This window comes from Petrimonas sp. (assembly GCF_963921705.1).
Lineage (GTDB): Bacteria > Bacteroidota > Bacteroidia > Bacteroidales > Dysgonomonadaceae > Petrimonas > Petrimonas sulfuriphila.
This window is the reverse complement of record NZ_OY997410.1, coordinates 1,972,915-1,989,432: the sequence shown is the minus strand read 5'-3', so window position 1 is coordinate 1,989,432 and position 16,518 is coordinate 1,972,915. Positions and strand designations below refer to the sequence as shown.

Genomic DNA, 16,518 nt, shown 5'->3' with positions numbered 1-16,518 from the left:
CTTCATTGCAATTTTACAAGGATATCGTCCTCTTCCACCGAATCACCGTTTGAGAAACAGATTTCAATCACTTTACCGCTTTCCTCAGCAGATACGGCATTGTAGGTTTTCATGGATTCAATGTAGCCGATAACTTCTCCTATTTTCACTTCACTCCCCACTTTCAATGGTGTTTCAGAAGAATCTTTGGTTAAGTAGAACTTCCCTTCGAGGGGAGAGATTACCTCTTTTACTTTTCCACCGGGAAGAACAGCGGAAGGACTGTCAACAACTTTCGGCTGAGGCGGAACATCTTTGTTTACGGGGTGAAACGGAATACCGTCGTTCTCGGGATAGGATATATAGACCCTGTATTCTTCGTTATCTACGTTGATCACTAGCTGCCGGGGTTGGAAATTGTTTGTTGCACCGTTTGCCGGAACTTCAACCGGTGAAGGCTGAGTTTTTTCAACTTGTGCCGCAGCCTTTCGCTTGGCCAGATCCTCTTCAAAAGCTTTTTTTGCAGCGCCCGACTTGTAGGCTCTGTACTGTTCGGGATGCATGGCAAGCTCAAACAACTCTTCATCGTCCTGCCCAAAATCCCAGTTGTTTTTTTTCATCTCAGCACGGAACTCATCCAGCTGATTAGGATAAAGGTCTTGCGGATTTCCATTGTAAAACTCCCTGCCCTGTTCTTTTATCAACTGAACAATTTCAGGTGCCAACGTTCCCGGCAGTTTTCCCGACCGGCCCAGGATCATGTCCCATATATTATCAGCAATGACCGACCAGCGCTCCTTGCCTCTTTCTATCTGCATAACATTCATCAGTGCCAGGTTCTTTACATACTGGCTGAACGGAGTGACTAAAGGTGGATTTCCGATCTTAGGCCATACATAAGCCACTTCGTTAAAAAGCTTGATCAGTAAATCATCCAGAGTAATTTCTTCTTTGCCATTTTTTGACAGCCACTTGTTCAATGACTCCAGGTTGCTCTCCAAATCAGCCATCAGACTACCCATCATACCGCCCGGAAGTCCGGGTCCGATAAGCAACGAGTTCATCAACCTGTTCTTCGGGTTGATGTAATATCCTAGAAAATCATCTATATATTTTTGTGTCAGGGAGCGAACTTTCATGTACGCTTTCATATTGATGTCCGGCACTTTAAAGCCTGCATCCTTAAGCATGGCCTGGATAGCCAGCACATCCGCATGTCCGGTTCCCCACGCCAGCGGTTCCATGGCCGTATCCACGTAATCGACGCCTGCGTAAGCGGCTTCGAGTATGGAAGCCATCTGGAATCCGGGTCCTGCGTGTCCATGATAAGTAACAGGAATATCCGGATGCTTCTCTTTTATGTTTTTAATTATTTTCCCAACGGTTGCCGGACGGGCAATTCCCGCCATATCCTTCACACAAATTTCATCGGCACCCATTCCAATCAGCGTGTCAGCCAGTTCGGTATAGTATTCTACAGTGTGTACTTCCGATACCGTAAGGCTAAGCGCAGCTTGTGAAATCATACCAGCCTCCTTGGCAAACCTGATGGAACTCTCCAGGTTACGCGGATCGTTAAGGCCGTCAAACGACCGGGCGATATCGGTCCCCTGCTTTTTCTTTACCTGAAACATCAGCCGGCGAACATCAGCCGGGACAGGACTCATGCGGATACCGTTCAGCCCGCGCTCCAGCATATGCGTCTGAATACCTGCGTCGTTAAACGGTTGTGTCCATTTCCGAACGGCCACATTGGGGTTCTCGCCGAAAAGAAGATTGATCTGTTCAAACCCTCCTCCATTGGTTTCAACTCTCGCAAAGCACCCCATATCCACGATTGCCGGAGCCACCTCCAGCAGTTGTTCAACCGTCGGGACATACTTGCCCGACGATTGCCACATGTCTCTGTACAGTAAACTGAATTTTATTTCTTTTGCCATGTTTTGTATGATTATTTTTATTTTTCTATTTTGTCGATCTTCTCTATTTTCCCTTTGCCTCCGGTTATGGCTTCAACAGCAGCAATAACGGCAGCAATCTTCGCGGGATTGGTAGGTTTGGCTTTCCCGGTGGCAAACTCCTTTTTCACGGCCATGGTTTCTGCCGGAATAAACCGGTTGGTAAAACGAATAACCCCATTACCGATCAAAACTACCAGAGACAAAATAATCAATACAGTTGTTAAACCTACCAGTAAAAGGCTCAATGCTTCGTTTATATTTTCCATAAAATTATCTTATTTTCAAATTGATAACCTATTAATACATATATTAGGAAAGATGATTTATGCTTCCGAAGTATAAATCCAAGGTACAAATATACTAAAATATTTTTATTAAAATAGCACCAAACCTTTCAAATCAAAACAAAAAGCGTTATACTATCTTCTTTTTATCATATCCAATAATCCACCTCTACCCCTGATCGTTCAATAAGCATAGGACTATAGCAGCTATATCGCTTGATTGGCTGTAAGCCACAGCAATGAACTATCGCCATAACTCAAGAAGCGGTAATCGTTTTGTAACGCGTAATCGTAAACATCCCGCCAATACTTGCCGATACCCGAAGCAATCAACAACAATAATGTACTCTGAGGCTGGTGGAAATTGGTGATGAGCGCCTGGGGATAATGGAACGTGTAACCGGGAACAATCATAACCTGAGTAAAGGCAAGCAATTGATCTGCATTATTTCTAATAAGATAATCGATGATGGATTTAAGGGCTAGTTTAGGAGAAACCGGATTTTCTTCACCGTAAGGCTCCCATTGAAAAACCACTAATTCCTCCGGTTGAATATCCGGCTGAAGAAGTATTTTTTTCCCCAGGTAGTACAGACTCTCCACGGTACGCATAGACGTGGTCCCTACGACAATCAGGTTATTTTCATTTTCGTACAAGGCCTGAACCGTTTCTCTTGAAACGGAGATAAACTCCATATGCATATCGTGGTCACCGATGGTTTCGGATTTCACCGGCTTGAAGGTGCCCGCTCCCACATGCAAGGTAACCCGGGCAGATTGGATTCCTTTTTTCCGAAAAGACCTCATTACTTCGGAGGTGAAGTGTAACCCTGCCGTTGGAGCAGCTACCGACCCTTCCACCGCAGAATAAACCGTTTGATACGTTTCATCATCCCTTGCTTCCGAAGCACGATTTAAATAAGGAGGAATGGGCAGTTTTCCGGCAATTTCCAGTAATTCGGAAAACGTAAAACCCGGATTATTCCACGAAAACTCAACAATCACATCGTCCGCATTACTCTCTATCTTTCGTGCAGAAAGCAACACATTTTCATTATTTACAGAAACTTTCATCTGCAACACATCATCTTTCCAGCGTTTGGCATTGCCAATCATACAATGCCAGGAACAGGATGTTCGTTGTTGAAAATTTACCGAATAGTCCCTTGGAGCATGCGGCGAAAGGCAAAAAATTTCAATAACGGCACCCGTACTTTTTTCGAAAATCAACCGGGCATGAATCACACGGGTGTCGTTGAAAACCAGTAAGCTGCCTTCGGGTATTTCTGCACCAATCCCGGAGAAAGGCCGGGTAGATATCGTATTGTTTCTGAAGAGCAACAGTTTCGATGAATCTCTTTTTTCCAACGGATATCTGGCTATTTTTTCGGGAGGAAGCGTATAGCTATAATCAGCAATTCTGATCTTTTCCGCGTCGCATTTTTTCATTTTTAAGAAAATTAGTCTTTTTTTTATTACAATTTCTGTAAATAATCCGACAAAATTAGGCAACTTTGTGTTTGCATCAAAAAATGCATATAAGAAACTGCACGTTCAAATGAAAAAATTACAAATCGGCGACAAGGTTCGTTTTCTGAACACCGTGGGGGGAGGACAGGTAAAAGGGTTTTTAAACAAACAACTGGTTATTGTAGAAGACGAAAACGGATTCGACGTACCTGTTCTTGTTTCGGAATGTGTGGTTGTGGAAGCCGCAGGAAACGAAAAATTGGGACAACCCGAAACCGAAGTTCCGGTTAAGGAACCGAAGCCTTCTGCCCGTCTCGATGAAACGGGGCCGGTCACCGAAACCGCCGAAGGCGAGAAGATCACCACCTGCCTGGTTTACCTGCCTGCCGATGCCCGGAACATGACTCAGACTTCGTTTGAATGCTATTTCGTGAACGACAGCAATTACTACCTTTTCCTCAATTACATGAGCCGGGAGAACAACTCTTGGAAAAGTCGTTTCAACGGTATCGTAGAACCCAACACACAGATTTTTATCGAAGAGTTCGACAAATCCCAACTGAACGATCTGGAAAAAGTTTGTGTTCAGTTTGTATCGTTTAAGCACAACAAAACGTTCCGCTTCAAGAGTCCGGTCTCGGTTGAATTACGTATCGATACGGTAAAGTTTTACAAGCTGCACAGTTTTACGGAGAACGATTATTTTGACGAAAATGCACTTGTCTATTACATTACCCGGAACGATATTCCAGAACGGGAAATGCTGGTTTCTGCAGGAGAAATCCAGCGTGCAATGCAAGAAAAAACTGTTTCAGAAGAACGTCCCCGCATACAAAGAATAGAAAAGAAAGAGCACCAACCCGCAATTGAAGTGGATTTACACATCAATGAACTTATAGACAACACAAAAGGCATGAACAATGCCGAAATACTCGAATATCAACTCGCGAAATTTAACGAGGTGATGCAGGAAAACCTTAAACGAAAAGGCCAGAAAATAGTCTTTATTCACGGGAAGGGCGACGGCGTATTAAAAAATACGCTACTCAAGGAGATAAAAAATAAATACAAAAGTTGTTACTATCAAGACGCTTCGTTCCGCGAATACGGATTCGGAGCAACCATGGTAACTATCCGGTAATTAAACAAATAACAAAATAACCCTGGAGAGATGAAAAAAACAGTGCTTATTATACTGCTGATTTTCTCGTTATCAAGCTGTGACGTGCTTAATCAGATTGGCGGAGCCATTCAGTTATCGCAGTGTGAATACACGTATAACTCCGTCACCGATATACAGTTGGCCGGAATAAACCTGGGGAATGGTTCAACCATCTCACTTTCTAACTTTGCTTCCATTTCGAGTATCCTGACCGGAGGAAATTTACAAACCATCCCTTTCAGCATGACCCTCAACATGGATGTAAAAAATCCCAATCAGGCGGCCGCATTTCTAAATGCACTCGAGTATGCCATTGAAATCAATGAAATGGAGTTTACAACCGGGAAAATGGATGTTCCTCTTCGCGTTGAACCCGGACAAACAGCCGTGTTGCCCTTATCCATCGGGGTGGATCTAAAAAACCTGATAAACAGGTATTCCCGCGATCGTGTCGCCCGTGAGATGAGTGGCTTTTTAGGTTTGTCGTCCGATGAAACAAAGGTGACGGTGAAACTTTGGCCTAAGCTTATGGTGGGAAACAGGCCCGTCAAAGTTCCGGCACCCATACCGGTTGTTTTTACTTTTGGGGGAAGTAATCCGTGAGCCAACCACACCGTCTATGAAGAAACCCGGTAAAGAGGAACGTCAGGAAGCTATTGCTCAGATTTTGGGCAATAGCTCTATCGAAAGCCAGGAGGAGCTCTTGAAACAGCTTTCCGACAGAGGTTTTGAACTGACACAAGCCACGTTGTCGCGCGATTTCCGGGAGATGAAGGTGGCTAAAACGCCCGATGCCGCCGGCAACTATTTTTACCGGCTACCCGGGATCCAGTTGCCCCAGCCAAAATCGGAAAAGTTTGGGATGACCTCTCCTTTTTTCCGTCACGGCATTATCAATATTGAATTCTCGGGCCAGTTTGCTGTCCTGAAAACCCCCGGAGGATATGCCCGAGGCGTGGCCCAGGACATAGACACCAACAACATCCCGGGTATCATGGCAACCATTGCCGGCAACGATACGGTACTTGTAATTCTTCGTGAAAACAGCAACAAAGCCGATATCATCCTTTCACTTAAACTGCTATTTGCCAGGGAATAAACCCAACAAGCATTCAAGCCCAAATTTATATATATGTTCATTATTGGTATTGCCGGGGGTTCCGGCTCGGGAAAAACCACTTTGGTTAACTCCATCCTCGAAAGAGTTCCTTACGACCAGATTTCACTGCTCACGCAGGATTCGTACTATAAAGACAGCAGCCATTTGCCCATCGAGCAACGTCGGGTGCTGAATTTCGACCATCCCGACTCCATTGAATGGGAGCTGATGCGGGGCGATATCCAAAAACTGAAATCGGGACAGGAGATAGATTCCCCCACCTACTCCTACCTTACCTGTACCCGACAGCCCGAAACGATCCACATAAAACCCAATAAGATACTGCTGATTGAGGGAATCCTGATTCTCACGCAACCCGAACTCTGCGACGAAATGGATATGCGTATTTACCTGGAGGTAGAGTCGGACTACCGGCTTTCGCGCATTATCGAACGCGACATGGAGTCGCGCGGAAGAACAGCTCAGGAGGTAATAAAACGTTACTATCAAACGGTGCGGCCAATGCACGAGGAGTTCATAAAACCATCGCGGGAACGTGCCGATATGCTGGTGATGGGCGGAGGGTTGAATACAAAAGCGGCAGATTTTATCTCTTCGGCCATTTTGGGAAAGCTACTGGCAAAATAATCCCCTGTCTATCTCGGTCTTTTCGCTTCGTAATCGCCGAACCACTCAAAAAACTTCCGGATCCCTGTTTCAACCGGCGTGGAAGGTTTGTACCCGAAGTCGGCTTCTAGCAATGACGTATCGGCAAAAGTGGAAACAACGTCGCCGGGTTGCATATCGGCCATTTCGACAATGGCCTTTTTCCCCGTTGTCTTTTCGATAATACCGATAAAATCCATCAATTGCAGCGGTGACGAGCACCCCATGTTATAAACCATGCTCGGAATTCCGGTTTGCGGAGGGGAAGGGATAATTTTCATCACACCTTCCACTACATCATCAATGTATGTAAAATCACGCTGCATCTCCCCTTTATTGAATACTTTTATGGGCATACCTTTCGATATAGCAGACATGAACAGCCAGGGTGCCATGTCGGGACGGCCCCACGGCCCGTAAACGGTAAAAAAACGGATGCCGGTTACCGGCAGTTTATACAACCGGCTGTAAGTATACGCCAACAACTCATTGGATTTCTTAGTTGCGGCATATAAGCTTATCGGATGATCGGTCCGGGCAGACTCCTTGTAGGGGACGGGCGTATCTTCACCATACACGCTGCTTGAGCTGGCATACACAAGATGCCGTATGGACGATGTGCGGCAAGCCTCAAGCAAGTTGGTAAAACCGACAATATTTGAGTGAATGTAAGACAACGGATTTTCGAGCGAATACCTGACACCCGCCTGTGCGGCGAGATTGATCACATGAGTAAATCTTTCATTTCTAAAAAGTAAAAAAACATCTTCCCGGTCGGCTAGATCGAGTTGGATAAAACGATAGGCCGGAAATTTATGGCTTTGTACACATTGGCCTTTTTTTATTTTTTCTTTCGGAATGCCTGAATCTGCCAGGCGGGCAAACTTTAATCCTACATCGTAATAACCGTTGATGTTGTCGAGCCCAACCACCTCTAGATCTTGAGTAAGCAGTTTTTTGACAACGTGGTAACCAATAAATCCGGCAGCACCGGTGACCAATACTTTCATTTTTTTACACTTATAATGCTACAACTAAATACTTACCAACCGCATATTGCTCTTTACCGAAAAGAAACGACCGGATATCCTCGTCTTTTTTTATAGCCTTATCGGAAATCAAAAGAAGTTGTCCGTCCAGCTTATTTTTCACGATTTCCTCCTTATCAGCAAAAATCACGTCTTTTTTCAAAAAAACATCCATGCTTTCGGCACGTGAAATACCATAAACGTAATAATCCGTTGTTCGTTTTTCGGATGCCACGGCAGAGGCTTTCTCACACAACCGGCTCCACCCCAAATAGGGATTCAGTTGCGGCATGGCCAACCCGGCAACAAATACCGTCAGCAGCACCCCGGCAGCCATCACCCGAACCGGGCGTTGCAACTGTTTTTTAAAAAACAACAGGTATAAAACTATTAACCCGCTAAGCGTGATGATGCCCGCAGCAAGATAAACCAGAAAAACACCGGCAAAAAAAGCATCATCTGTTCCAGAAAGATAAAACACAGCAGGTAAGGCCAATGTAAAGATTATTGCCGGAACAGCTAATGAAATACGCAACCAGATATTCGTTGGATCAAATTTTTTCAACAGAAGTGCCGGAAGGAAAATGAAAAATGGAAAAGAAGGAAGCAGGTAAACGGCCAGCTTCGAACTGATAACCGACAGCATGACAAACGTTGTCAGTATAATAATCAAGAAGAAACGCTCAATTTCGGTTTGAATTTTTCTTCGTACTCCCCCAAAGGCAATCAATCCGACGGAGAGAAACATCCACGGTGCCAACGAGTACCAAACAGACAGGACGTAATAATAAAACGGGCGTTTGTGATGAAAGGCGTTGATTCCCCTGCCCACCGTCTGATGCACCAACAGGTTATTGAGGTACTCACTCCCCGATTCCATGTAAGCTCCGGCAAACCAGATACCGCATCCCAACAACAAAACAAGCAGGCTTTTCCAGCCCCAATACTGTCTCCACGTATGAATTTTCCGTTGATAGAGAAGAAAGACAAGTGTCGACAACAACGGGACCAGGATTCCCACAGGCCCTTTCGTAAAAAGTGCGAGGAAAACATATACCGGAAACAAAAAAGAGTCGCGTTTTCCTCCTTCCCCTTTATATATTTTAAAGAACGTATAGAGCGCCAATACGATAAACATGCACATCAGCATATCCATCCGAACCACAAGAGCAAGGCCGGTAAACAACCCCGCCGTCATCAACATCAGCAAAGCTTCGGTCTGATTTTCTGCGTTTTCTTTCCGGACCCATTTTGCCATAGTCGTGAGAACTATTACCGCCGGAACAAACGACAACAAGGACAAAAACCACATCCGATGCCCTCCAAGCAATATTTTTCCGGCCATCATCAGCCAAAAATAGAGCGGCGGTTTATCGGCATAAATTTCACCCTGGTTGGTAAACGTGAAAACATCACCGTTTTGCAATGCCTCATCCACAATGCTTAAATACCGCAGTTCGTTATCGGGCGTATAATCACGGAGAATCATTACCGGAAGTAAGGCAACAAACCAAATAAGGTACAGGTATTTATTCTTCATCCGATATATGTTTTTTGTTTGAATAATCAATCATTATATTCCGGATATACGCCACGAAACCAAACGATTGTCCGAGAATCAATACCGGATCGAGCCGGAAAATCCCGTAGGCAATGATGCTGGCCGATCCCAACAGGCTGATCACCCAGAATCCAATGGGCAGTGCAGATTCACGACGATGTGTCGAATATATCCATTGATAAATAAACCGGAAAGTAAACAGGACCTGGCCGACAGAACCGAAGACCAACAACCAGAAAGGAACATTCTTGTTCTGAAAAAATGCGGCGGCAAAGGCCGGAATATCCCGCATCAGGAAAAACGTAGCTGCGAGGGGGGTGAGCAACAGAATGGATTTTAATGCAAAAGGGAGGCCCTTCCAGAGCCCTTTCAGATCGAGGTTCCACAAATAGATGTAATACGAAATAAACTGCCCCAGAATAATCGCAAAATCATTCCTGAGCACACCGTAAATAAACAGCAGGTACGATCCAAAAATACTTAGTATCCAGAATGCAGCAGGAGAAAGTACTTTTTTGGCCTTTTCGGTGACAATCCATTGGTACAACAGCCGTGCCGAAAAAAAAGCTTGCGCCAGAAAACCAATCGCGTATACCCAGGCCGGACTTCCTTGCATAATCAATGTAAATTACTGGCAACGATGTGGTAGTTTATGTACCTTTTCTTCATCCACCGATAGGCAAAACAGTCGATAAAAGGCCCGGTGAGGCGATTCCACAAATGATATTTCGATTTTCCCGCTATACGTGGATAATGCCTTACAGGAATTTGTTGCACGTTGCCGTTCTGCAACAAAATGAGCGCCGGAAGAAACCGGTGCATCCCCCTGAACATAGGAATACGCTTGGCATAATCTGTATACATCACTTTAAGCGGGCACCCCGTATCAGAAACACCATCTCCCGTCATCATCCGCCGGTAACCGTTCGCTATCTTCGATTGCAGGTTTTTGAAAAAAGAATCCTTGCGGTTGGCACGAATACCCGTAACAAATTCACAATTAGCCAAACCGGGGAGCAGAAGGTTAAAATCATCCGCATCGGTTTGCATATCCGCATCCATGTACCCTACGTATTCCGAAAAGCAGTGATCGAAGCCAGCTTTAAGCGCGGCACTGAGCCCGCCGTTTCTTTTCATCTCAATATAGAAAAAACCGGGATGTCTGTCGCACATCTGGTGTATGCGGCTTCCACTATCGTCCGTTGAACCATCGTTCACAAACAAGACACACGTTTTATAAAGCGACTGAGGCAAATAATTGCTGAGTTTTTCTTCTAACCGGGCAATGTTGTCTTCTTCATTATAAACAGGGACAATAATGGTAAAGGTGTACTGCCCCGTTTGATTTGTACTGGTCTGCATAACTTTAAATCAACTCAAAAGTAATCGTTGACTTTACGATAAATTAATCTGCAAATGTAGTTATTTTTCTGTTCAGCCGGAATGTTTACCGCAAAGTTTATACATGAATCAAGCATCATTTTTCCATAAAAAAACTTCCGCTCCTTTTAGGAACGGAAGCTTTTCTCCATCAAATGCCTTCAGCCTACTGTACGGGTTCAAGGTACTGGGAGTAGCAATACCCCTCTTCACCGTCGTTGTCACGTACCAACCACCATTGATTGTTCGCTTTGCTGATAAGCGTGATCACATCTCCGTGAGCTGCTTTTCCCACAATCGGCTGGTCTGTTCCAGGGCCTTTACGGATATTCAGGTTGCTCTCACGGGTAACCACTTTTACTTTTCCACCTTCGGTAGCTTTAACATTTACGTCGAGTATCAGGTCGTTGTTTTTAAAATTGGGATCAATCCTGTCGTAGATTTCCCACATTTTGTCTTTCAAAGCACCCGAGGGGACCTCTCCCCTCACTCTTAACACGTTGCCTTCATCACTTACGGTTGCGCCATATTGTCGGGCAAGGTCAACCAGTTCCTTGTATTTTTCCTGTAATGCCATATCTCCGGTTATTTTACAGTAATGTTATTGACAACTTGCTGCGGATTAAGCGCATTTACCTTTTCCATCAACTTCTGTAAATCCCTCTTGCGAATTTCACCTGTCAACGTAACCACACCGTCCTTTACTTCTGCCTTAACGGTTGCGTGGTCCTTCAACGCATCAGCCAAGCCGGAATTAAGGGCAGCGTCAATAGCTGTAAAATCAGGGGCAGGAGGAACAACTTCGATGTTATTAACCACCGATTTAACATTTTCAACCGCTGCCACAGTAGTTTCTGCGTAAGCTTTGGATGCATCATCTTTTACCGTTCCCGAGAGTGTGGCTACCTGATCCAATACAGCCACTGAAACATCTGCCAAATCGGGATTAGCAACCAACGCCATTTGGGCAGCAGCTTGCACATCAGCGTCTTTTACTTTTTTGCAGGAGGTTGTTGCAACCCCAACTGCAAGGATCAATGCGAGCATCGATACCAAACGAAATACTTTCATAATTTACTGTTTTTAGTTAGTTAAACTTTTGATCATTTTATATTTAAACAATACATGTAATAAACGCATCGGATCATCGAAAAGTTTTATAAAAAACAATAAATTCAGAAAACTTTGGTATACTTGTGGCAATACGGTTTTGTTCCCTTATGCTCGTAGTACTGCTGGTGGTAATTCTCTGCTTTCCAGAATGTAGAAGCCGGCTTAAGTGTTGTAGCCACTTTGTATCCTTTATTTGTCAGTAGGGCGATGTATTTTTCAGCAATCTCTTTCTCCCGAGGTGTTGAATAGAAGATACAGGACAGGTACTGCGGGCCAATATCGGGGCCTTGTCCGTTGGTTTGTGTGAAATCGTGGGTTTCGAAGAACAGCTTAACCATTTCTTCATAGGTTGTTTCCGCCGGATCAAAAACCACTTCAGTCGTCTCCAGGTGTCCAGTATTTTTCTGACAAACCTGTTCGTAGGTGGGATTATCCACGTGGCCGCCCATAAATCCGACATGGGTCTCTTTCACGCCTTTGGCTTTCATAAAAAAATATTCAGTCCCCCAGAAACAGCCGGAGGCAAAGTAACCCTTTCGCAGATCCGTATGGCCTGCAGGAATAAACTTCATGGAGATGGAGTTCACGCAATGGCGCGTCTGCTTGGCCGTAAAACCCTCGTCCAGAAAAACGTGACCCAGGTGTGCTCCGCAATTGTTGCAAAGAATTTCGGTACGTCGTCCATCAGCATCCCGGACGCGTTTTACAGCACCGACAATTTCATCGTCGAAAGACGGCCACCCGCAATTCGATTCGAACTTGTCTTCGGAACGGTAGAGCGGCGCATCGCACCGTTTACAAACGTAGGTTCCTTTGGCTTTGTTTTCCAACAGTTCTCCCGTGAAAGGGCGTTCGGTTCCTTTATGTAAAATAACAAACTCTTCTTCAGGAGTCAATTGATTATATCCCATAGTTGTATATTGTTTTAAATTGATTTCCTTTTTACTTTTTTGCGCGCACATGGTGAAGGTTGTGCTGACAAGAGCCAGTAAAAAAAATATCCGCAGACATTTCACCTGCTTGTTTTTTGCATGAAAGTCAGGTGGAATTTTTGTCGGTTCCATATTTCTGTGATTTTTAAGTGAAATGTATCTTGTTACAAAACGTAACCTGCAAATCCATACCGTCTCCGATACTTCAAGTAATCTAAATTCGCATCGTTATCAAATGCTTCACGCTCAAATCCAATGTTTCTGTACGCCAAAAGCCGATCCTTGTAAATAATCCATTTAATTACCCATTCCGTAATGTACCAGACATAAAATCCGATAACCAATAACTCCAGCATCTGCCGGGTATGAATCAACTCGTGGTTGATAATCTGCCTGCTTAACTCCGGCTGTTCCTTTCTGGCAAAAATGATCCCAAAAAGATTGATCGCGCGAAAACCCTTCACAGGAAGGTATTTAGAATAGATAATCTTCAAGCTGTCAATATTTGCTGATACCGTAACACATGCTAAAATTCAGTAACAAATTCAGTGATTACTGGTTTCAAAGGTAAAAACATTCTGTAAATTTTGTAACTTTGTAGGCTTAAAAATAAATAAAACGGAAATGGATAAAAATTTTTCTTTGGATTTACCTTATAAAATAGCGGATATCTCCCTGGCCGGTTTCGGACGGAAGGAAATTGAAATTGCTGAACACGAAATGCCTGGGTTGATGTCAATCCGCAAAAAATATGCATCGGAAAAACCTCTCCAGGGGGCCCGCATCACGGGTTCACTGCACATGACCATACAGACTGCCGTACTGATAGAAACACTGGTTGATTTAGGAGCCGACGTACGGTGGGCCAGTTGCAACATATTCTCCACTCAAGACCACGCTGCTGCTGCGATTGCCGCAGCCGGAATCCCCGTTTATGCATGGAAGGGCGAAACGCTGGAAGAATATTGGTGGTGTACGGAGATGGCACTACGATTCCCCGGCGGGAAAGGTCCGAACCTGATCGTTGACGACGGAGGAGATGCTTCGTTGCTCGTGCACTTGGGTTATCGGGCAGAAAAAGATGCGAAAACCATTGATAGAAAAGGGGCCAATCGTGAAGAACAGGTAGTTCTGGATACGTTAAACCGTATACTGAGAGAAGACAGCCAACGCTGGCACCGCACTGTTGCCGAACTGAAGGGTATTTCGGAAGAGACCACAACCGGCGTTCACCGGTTGTACCAGATGATGGAAAGAGGGGAGCTGCTGGTTCCCGCCATCAACGTCAACGATTCGGTTACCAAATCGAAATTTGACAACCTGTACGGTTGCCGCGAATCACTGGCCGACGGCATAAAACGAGCCACCGACGTGATGATTGCAGGAAAAGTAGTGGTCGTGCTGGGTTACGGCGACGTGGGAAAAGGCTGTGCCAAATCCATGCGCTCCTACGGAGCCCGGGTTATCGTTACGGAGATCGATCCCATATGTGCCCTGCAGGCCGCCATGGAAGGATTTCAGGTAACCACCATGGAAGAAGCCGTGAAAGAAGGCAACATCTTTGTGACCACCACCGGAAACCGGGACGTGGTTACCATCGAGCATATGCACAACATGAAAGACCAATCCATTGTGTGCAATATCGGGCATTTCGACAACGAAATACAGGTGGACAAACTGATCAGTTTTCCAGGGATCGCTCACACTAATATCAAACCGCAGGTAGACAAATATACTTTCCCTAAAGGGAACTCCATATTCCTGCTTGCCGAAGGCCGTCTGGTGAACCTGGGTTGTGCAACCGGCCATCCTTCGTTTGTGATGAGTAATTCGTTTGCCAACCAAACCCTGGCACAGATTGATTTGTGGAAAAACGATTACGAAACAGGTGTATACCGGCTTTCCAAACAGCTGGATGAAGAAGTTGCCCGGCTTCACCTGGAACAAATCGGGGTAAAACTGACAACACTTACCCCCGAACAGGCCGGCTATATCGGGGTAAATATCGACGGGCCATACAAGCCGGAACATTATAGGTATTAACACGTTAGCAGAACTGTTAAAAATTTATTGCAATTTTATTTCCACAAGTTTTGCTTATTAAAATATTTTGATTTACCTTTGCACTCGCTTTTGAAAGAAAGCATTTAGGCTGATTCGCTAGCTCAGCAGGTAGAGCACATCCCTTTTAAGGATGGGGTCCTGGGTTCGAGCCCCAGGCGGATCACAAATACTGAACTCCTGCACAAAAAAACAGGAGTTTTATTTCATACATACAAAATTTCTAACATTCACAAAAACTACTAAATGGCAACAAAACTGCGTTTACAAAGAAGAGGCCGTAAAAATTACGCCTTCTACCAGATTATCGTTGCAGATAGCAGAGCTCCACGTGATGGAAAGTACATTGAAAGGATCGGATCTTACAATCCGAACACAAATCCTGCTACTATCACTTTAGATTTCGACAGAGCTTTGTATTGGCTGCAAGTGGGTGCGCAACCCACAGACACCGTCCGTAATATTTTGTCGGACGAAGGAGTATTAATGAAAAAACATCTCCTGGGAGGTGTAGCAAAGGGCGCTTTCGATGAGGCAGAAGCTGAAAAGAGATTCGAAGCATGGATGAACTCCAAACTGCAAGCCAGCCAAAAGCTGAAAAACAAAGACGAAGAAGCACAACGTGCAGCAGAAAAGGCCCGCCTGGATGCTGAAAAAGAAGTGAACAAAGCAAAAGCGGAAGCATTGGCGAAGAAAAAAGCCGAAGCGGAAGCTGAAAACAATCCGGTTGCAGAAGAAACAGTAGAAGAGACCGTTGAGGCTGCAGAAACAACTGAAGTTACGGAAACAACTGAAAATGAATCCGTAGAACCAAAAACAGAAGCTCCGGCTAATGAAGCTCCGGCTGAAGAGCCAAAAGCGGAATAATCAGTCTACCACATACCTTTTTAAATGCGCCTGACCGGCGCATTTTTTTTGTTTTGCCACAAATTGTTAACTTTTTTTAAAGATAAATTGTCCTTAACAAATTCGAAACATCCATTTTTAAAGCTAAATTTGTAGATTAATTACTTCGTGACTATACTGTATTTCCACGTGTAAAAATTACGGAAATGAAAAAAGAAACAAGAGAAAAAATGGTTAAAACGCTAAATATCATAGCGAAAGACCGAAAAAGAACCAATATATTAAAAAGCTCGGAGCAAAAATTAATAGCATACCTGGTTCAAAAAGTTCCGTTATGGATAAATTCGGATGGACTGACCGCCATCGGTTTTTTTGGAAATGTCATGGTCGCATCCAGTATTGTGTTAGGTGCTTTTTTCAGCCGCTACTGGCTACTGCTATCCATCGTTGGATTTGCGATTAACTGGTTTGGCGACTCACTCGACGGCAGAATTGCCTATTACCGGAACAATCCACGTAAATGGTACGGATTTTCGTTGGACGTTACCGTCGATTGGGTAGGTACCATCTTAATAGGACTCGGATTTACGGTTTATGCAGAAGGTGTCTGGAAATACTTGGGCTTTCTGTTCGTCGTTCTGTACGGATGGCAGATGATCACGGCACAACTGAGGTATAAGGTAGGCGGACAATATTCCATCGATTCGGGCATATTCGGGCCCACCGAAGTCCGCATCATCCTGGGAGCAATTATTACCTTGGAAGCATTTATTCCCCATTCCATATATTACCTCACTACATTGGCAACAGCCTTTTTGCTCTATTCAAATTTCGTGGAAGCAAAAAAATTACTAAAACTTGCCGATAAACGTGATGTGGAAGAGAAAAGAATTAAAGCAGAGGATCTTCAAAACCGGCAAAGAGAAAACGCCTGATCCTCCGCAACACCAGCAAGACCCCGATATCATCCTATCGG

Annotated in this window: 18 protein-coding genes and 1 tRNA gene; 8 read left to right on the top strand and 11 right to left on the bottom strand. The window is 44.6% G+C overall.

The genetic code is table 11. The annotated features are described in order from the left end of the window. Positions 1 to 2: 2 nt before the first annotated feature. The 3 genes from AACM02_RS08200 to AACM02_RS08190 all read right to left on the bottom strand — a co-directional run bounded on the left by AACM02_RS08200 (position 3) and on the right by AACM02_RS08190 (position 3,673). Positions 3 to 1,919: a biotin/lipoyl-containing protein gene (locus AACM02_RS08200; RefSeq protein WP_339116655.1), complete on the bottom strand. Its 1,917-nt coding sequence runs from the start codon at positions 1,917 to 1,919 to the stop codon at positions 3 to 5. Between the two features lie 17 nt (positions 1,920 to 1,936). Next, on the bottom strand, positions 1,937 to 2,206 hold the full coding sequence (locus AACM02_RS08195; protein WP_339116654.1) for an OadG family transporter subunit: 270 nt from the start codon (positions 2,204 to 2,206) through the stop codon (positions 1,937 to 1,939). A gap of 225 nt (positions 2,207 to 2,431) precedes the next feature. After that, positions 2,432 to 3,673: an S-adenosylmethionine:tRNA ribosyltransferase-isomerase gene (locus AACM02_RS08190; protein ID WP_339116653.1), complete on the bottom strand. Its 1,242-nt coding sequence runs from the start codon at positions 3,671 to 3,673 to the stop codon at positions 2,432 to 2,434. Between the two features lie 109 nt (positions 3,674 to 3,782). Here AACM02_RS08190 and AACM02_RS08185 point away from each other — a divergent pair, with 109 nt between their 5' ends. Genes AACM02_RS08185 through udk form a run of 4 tightly spaced genes read left to right on the top strand, consistent with a single transcriptional unit; the run spans position 3,783 to position 6,603 of the window. After that, the gene (locus AACM02_RS08185; protein WP_339116652.1) at positions 3,783 to 4,835 is read left to right on the top strand and encodes a DUF2027 domain-containing protein; all 1,053 of its coding nucleotides are present in this window, start codon (positions 3,783 to 3,785) and stop codon (positions 4,833 to 4,835) included. Between the two features lie 30 nt (positions 4,836 to 4,865). After that, positions 4,866 to 5,459, top strand: a complete 594-nt coding sequence (locus AACM02_RS08180) for an LEA type 2 family protein (RefSeq protein WP_339116651.1) — start codon at positions 4,866 to 4,868, stop codon at positions 5,457 to 5,459. A 16-nt stretch (positions 5,460 to 5,475) separates the two neighbouring features. Beyond that, positions 5,476 to 5,955 carry an arginine repressor gene (locus tag AACM02_RS08175; RefSeq protein ID WP_214062948.1) on the top strand — a complete coding sequence of 160 codons (480 nt, stop codon included), beginning with the start codon at positions 5,476 to 5,478 and terminating at the stop codon, positions 5,953 to 5,955. A gap of 33 nt (positions 5,956 to 5,988) precedes the next feature. After that, complete coding sequence (gene udk / locus AACM02_RS08170; RefSeq protein ID WP_339116650.1) at positions 5,989 to 6,603, top strand: uridine kinase; 615 nt, start codon at positions 5,989 to 5,991, stop codon at positions 6,601 to 6,603. A gap of 8 nt (positions 6,604 to 6,611) precedes the next feature. Here udk and AACM02_RS08165 read toward each other — a convergent pair whose 3' ends face one another. The 8 genes from AACM02_RS08165 to AACM02_RS08130 all read right to left on the bottom strand — a co-directional run bounded on the left by AACM02_RS08165 (position 6,612) and on the right by AACM02_RS08130 (position 13,099). Then, positions 6,612 to 7,631 carry an NAD-dependent epimerase/dehydratase family protein gene (locus AACM02_RS08165; RefSeq protein WP_339116649.1) on the bottom strand — a complete coding sequence of 340 codons (1,020 nt, stop codon included), beginning with the start codon at positions 7,629 to 7,631 and terminating at the stop codon, positions 6,612 to 6,614. A 10-nt stretch (positions 7,632 to 7,641) separates the two neighbouring features. Continuing rightward, entirely contained in the window at positions 7,642 to 9,189 is a 1,548-nt protein-coding gene (locus tag AACM02_RS08160; protein ID WP_339116648.1) for a glycosyltransferase family 39 protein, read from the bottom strand. Then, positions 9,179 to 9,826, bottom strand: coding sequence for a lipid-A-disaccharide synthase N-terminal domain-containing protein (locus tag AACM02_RS08155; RefSeq protein WP_214062952.1), 648 nt, complete (start codon positions 9,824 to 9,826; stop codon positions 9,179 to 9,181). The genes AACM02_RS08160 and AACM02_RS08155 overlap by 11 nt, the downstream gene beginning before the upstream one ends. Positions 9,827 to 9,828: 2 nt before the next feature. Continuing rightward, a complete protein-coding gene (locus tag AACM02_RS08150; protein WP_339116647.1) occupies positions 9,829 to 10,572 on the bottom strand; it encodes a glycosyltransferase family 2 protein in 744 nt (247 codons plus the stop codon). A 184-nt stretch (positions 10,573 to 10,756) separates the two neighbouring features. Further along, entirely contained in the window at positions 10,757 to 11,167 is a 411-nt protein-coding gene (locus AACM02_RS08145; RefSeq protein WP_339116646.1) for an SH3 domain-containing protein, read from the bottom strand. A gap of 8 nt (positions 11,168 to 11,175) precedes the next feature. Further along, on the bottom strand, positions 11,176 to 11,661 hold the full coding sequence (locus tag AACM02_RS08140) for a BON domain-containing protein (protein ID WP_214062955.1): 486 nt from the start codon (positions 11,659 to 11,661) through the stop codon (positions 11,176 to 11,178). A gap of 104 nt (positions 11,662 to 11,765) precedes the next feature. Next, on the bottom strand, positions 11,766 to 12,614 hold the full coding sequence (locus AACM02_RS08135) for a bifunctional methionine sulfoxide reductase B/A protein (RefSeq protein WP_339117446.1): 849 nt from the start codon (positions 12,612 to 12,614) through the stop codon (positions 11,766 to 11,768). A 185-nt stretch (positions 12,615 to 12,799) separates the two neighbouring features. Then, the gene (locus tag AACM02_RS08130) at positions 12,800 to 13,099 is read right to left on the bottom strand and encodes a hypothetical protein (RefSeq protein WP_339116645.1); all 300 of its coding nucleotides are present in this window, start codon (positions 13,097 to 13,099) and stop codon (positions 12,800 to 12,802) included. A 160-nt stretch (positions 13,100 to 13,259) separates the two neighbouring features. Between AACM02_RS08130 and ahcY the strand changes: the two genes are divergently transcribed. From ahcY to AACM02_RS08110, 4 genes are all read left to right on the top strand, one after another. Beyond that, a complete protein-coding gene (ahcY, locus tag AACM02_RS08125) occupies positions 13,260 to 14,678 on the top strand; it encodes an adenosylhomocysteinase (protein WP_339116644.1) in 1,419 nt (472 codons plus the stop codon). A gap of 111 nt (positions 14,679 to 14,789) precedes the next feature. Continuing rightward, positions 14,790 to 14,862, top strand: a tRNA-Lys gene (locus tag AACM02_RS08120). An 80-nt stretch (positions 14,863 to 14,942) separates the two neighbouring features. Then, positions 14,943 to 15,563: a 30S ribosomal protein S16 gene (locus AACM02_RS08115; protein WP_339116643.1), complete on the top strand. Its 621-nt coding sequence runs from the start codon at positions 14,943 to 14,945 to the stop codon at positions 15,561 to 15,563. 185 nt (positions 15,564 to 15,748) lie between these two features. Continuing rightward, a complete protein-coding gene (locus tag AACM02_RS08110) occupies positions 15,749 to 16,477 on the top strand; it encodes a CDP-alcohol phosphatidyltransferase family protein (RefSeq protein WP_332457217.1) in 729 nt (242 codons plus the stop codon). Positions 16,478 to 16,518 lie beyond the last annotated feature (41 nt).

Coding starts and splice junctions, on each gene's coding strand:
- AACM02_RS08160 (WP_339116648.1), bottom strand. CDS start 9,189: ATGAAGAATAAATACCTGTACCTTATTTGGTTTGTTGCCTTACTTCCG.
- AACM02_RS08135 (WP_339117446.1), bottom strand. CDS start 12,614: ATGGGATATAATCAATTGACTCCTGAAGAAGAGTTTGTTATTTTACAT.
- AACM02_RS08140 (WP_214062955.1), bottom strand. CDS start 11,661: ATGAAAGTATTTCGTTTGGTATCGATGCTCGCATTGATCCTTGCAGTT.
- AACM02_RS08175 (WP_214062948.1), top strand. CDS start 5,476: ATGAAGAAACCCGGTAAAGAGGAACGTCAGGAAGCTATTGCTCAGATT.
- AACM02_RS08145 (WP_339116646.1), bottom strand. CDS start 11,167: ATGGCATTACAGGAAAAATACAAGGAACTGGTTGACCTTGCCCGACAA.
- AACM02_RS08190 (WP_339116653.1), bottom strand. CDS start 3,673: ATGAAAAAATGCGACGCGGAAAAGATCAGAATTGCTGATTATAGCTAT.
- AACM02_RS08155 (WP_214062952.1), bottom strand. CDS start 9,826: ATGCAAGGAAGTCCGGCCTGGGTATACGCGATTGGTTTTCTGGCGCAA.
- AACM02_RS08150 (WP_339116647.1), bottom strand. CDS start 10,572: ATGCAGACCAGTACAAATCAAACGGGGCAGTACACCTTTACCATTATT.
- AACM02_RS08200 (WP_339116655.1), bottom strand. CDS start 1,919: ATGGCAAAAGAAATAAAATTCAGTTTACTGTACAGAGACATGTGGCAA.
- udk (WP_339116650.1), top strand. CDS start 5,989: ATGTTCATTATTGGTATTGCCGGGGGTTCCGGCTCGGGAAAAACCACT.
- AACM02_RS08180 (WP_339116651.1), top strand. CDS start 4,866: ATGAAAAAAACAGTGCTTATTATACTGCTGATTTTCTCGTTATCAAGC.
- ahcY (WP_339116644.1), top strand. CDS start 13,260: ATGGATAAAAATTTTTCTTTGGATTTACCTTATAAAATAGCGGATATC.
- AACM02_RS08195 (WP_339116654.1), bottom strand. CDS start 2,206: ATGGAAAATATAAACGAAGCATTGAGCCTTTTACTGGTAGGTTTAACA.
- AACM02_RS08165 (WP_339116649.1), bottom strand. CDS start 7,631: ATGAAAGTATTGGTCACCGGTGCTGCCGGATTTATTGGTTACCACGTT.
- AACM02_RS08115 (WP_339116643.1), top strand. CDS start 14,943: ATGGCAACAAAACTGCGTTTACAAAGAAGAGGCCGTAAAAATTACGCC.
- AACM02_RS08110 (WP_332457217.1), top strand. CDS start 15,749: ATGAAAAAAGAAACAAGAGAAAAAATGGTTAAAACGCTAAATATCATA.
- AACM02_RS08185 (WP_339116652.1), top strand. CDS start 3,783: ATGAAAAAATTACAAATCGGCGACAAGGTTCGTTTTCTGAACACCGTG.